General features: G+C 53.4%; 3 protein-coding genes. All 3 read right to left on the bottom strand.

Translation table 11 applies throughout. From position 1 onward, the window contains the following. Positions 1-324: sodium ion-translocating decarboxylase subunit beta (locus B3D59_RS03225; RefSeq protein ID WP_286817665.1), on the bottom strand; the 324-nt coding region annotated here is incomplete at its 3' end. After that, the gene (locus tag B3D59_RS03220) at positions 321-479 is read right to left on the bottom strand and encodes a hypothetical protein (protein WP_277004531.1); all 159 of its coding nucleotides are present in this window, start codon (positions 477-479) and stop codon (positions 321-323) included. The genes B3D59_RS03225 and B3D59_RS03220, both read right to left, overlap by 4 nt. A gap of 3 nt (positions 480-482) precedes the next feature. Continuing rightward, a partial coding sequence (locus B3D59_RS03215) for a carboxyl transferase domain-containing protein (protein WP_286817664.1) occupies positions 483-1671 on the bottom strand: 1189 nt, incomplete at its 5' end.

Below are 1671 nucleotides of genomic sequence, written 5' to 3'. Positions count from 1 at the left end.
AAGAAAAATCAGCCTGGGGTTGGCAATGAGCGGTCCAAAGTCCGTGAGGGCCCCAAGGCCCAGGAAAATCACCGGGGGAATAACCTCCCAGTGAATACCGTATTCATAAAGTTTCCAAATCAGCCCTTCATGGGGGGTCATCAGCCCTGCCAGGGGCAGGTTCACAAGGATGATTCCAAATCCGATGGGCAACAGCAAAAGGGGTTCATAGGATTTTGCAATGGCAAGGTAGATCAGGATTAGTCCGATGATCCACATAACCACAATGCCCGGAGTGACATAAAACAGACCCGTGGTCTGAAACAGGGCGTACAAATCACTCATTTGCCTTCTCCCTGCCCGGTATCTTCCCCGGTTCTCCTTTTTGATTCCAGCGCGGTGACAGCCATTTGAGTAATCTTCATGGAAAGGTAGAGAAAAGTCATGCCTGCGAATACGCCAAAAAGTCCGATGAGAAACACCCTGACCGCATCCCCCATGATTTATTCCTTTTCCTTTTCGACAGCGTGATCCCGTATAATTCTGGGCAGGATCATCTGATGCTGGGGGCAGATGGATCTGGGGTTCTGGTAAACCGCGCCTGCAAAGGACTGCATATAGTGCCGCAGATCAGCAAGCCTTACCACTTCATCCACCATGCCATGTTTTGCACAGTAAAGCGGGGTTGATGTCTCCTTGTATTTCCGGGCAAGGGCGTTCATCTTCTCCACCACCGGCCCAAGATCCCGGCCTGCCTCCTTTTCCTTGACAAGCCGCCTTGCATAGGTGGCCACCGCTGCTGTCTCACCATGCATAACGCAAATTTCCGTGGCACAGGTGCCGAGGGTAAAGGCATTATTCCGGTTGGCCTGGGGGCCCCCCATGACATAGTGGGCTGCTGCGGTTCCCTTGCGCAAAATGGCAAGCATCATGGGAAGACCTGACTGCTGGATGGAATAGATCAGGGACTGGCCCAAGCCTAAAAGTTCGGCTTTTTCGGCAATATCGCCCACATCAATGCCGGAGGTGTCCTGGAACCAGATCACAGGAATTCTGTCTCTCCCGCAAAGGGTCACAAACTCGTTCATCTTAAGAAGCCCCTGGCGATAGAGCTTGGCCCCCATGCCGGGATAATCGGCATATTCAGGGTAGCCCTTACCAAGATACCCCTGGCGGTTCCCGATACAGGCCACAAGGAATCCGTCCACCTTGCAAAGCCCTGTATATACTTCAGGGCCGTAGTCGGGCCGGTATTCCATATGTTCGGAGCCATCCACGAGCCTTGCCAGAATGTCGTCAAAATCATATACGGTCTTGGAAGCGATGGGCAGAAGGCGCATGACTTCTTCAGCTTCGAACGCCGGGGACCTGGGGTCGGTGACCCTGAAAAATTCAGGATCATAAGCCGGCAGCTTTTTCATATATTCTCTAACGCCGTCCAGTACCTCTTTTTCTTCCTTGTACACAAAGCGAAAAAAACCGGTGTGGTCATAATGGGTGGCCACGGATCCGGGTGGCTTTTCCCGGTGTTCTTTGGCTTTTTGGACCAGGGCTTCAGCCATATCCGCGGTAAACCCTCCCTGGGGGGCCATACCGCTGACAATGCCGGCACCGCCCACGGCCATATTGCACTTTTCATGGGCAAAAAGAACCGTGGGGCTGATGGACTGGTAGCCGCCGCCGGCAGGGTTG

Source organism: Desulfobacter sp. UBA2225 (assembly GCF_002348205.1).
Classification (GTDB): domain Bacteria; phylum Desulfobacterota; class Desulfobacteria; order Desulfobacterales; family Desulfobacteraceae; genus Desulfobacter; species Desulfobacter postgatei.
Note: the sequence above shows the minus strand (reverse complement) of the source record. Positions and strands in the feature narration are given on the sequence as shown.

Excerpts from the sequence above, each read along its gene's own strand:
- B3D59_RS03220 (WP_277004531.1), bottom strand. The coding sequence starts at position 479 with ATGGGGGATGCGGTCAGGGTGTTTCTCATCGGACTTTTTGGCGTATTC.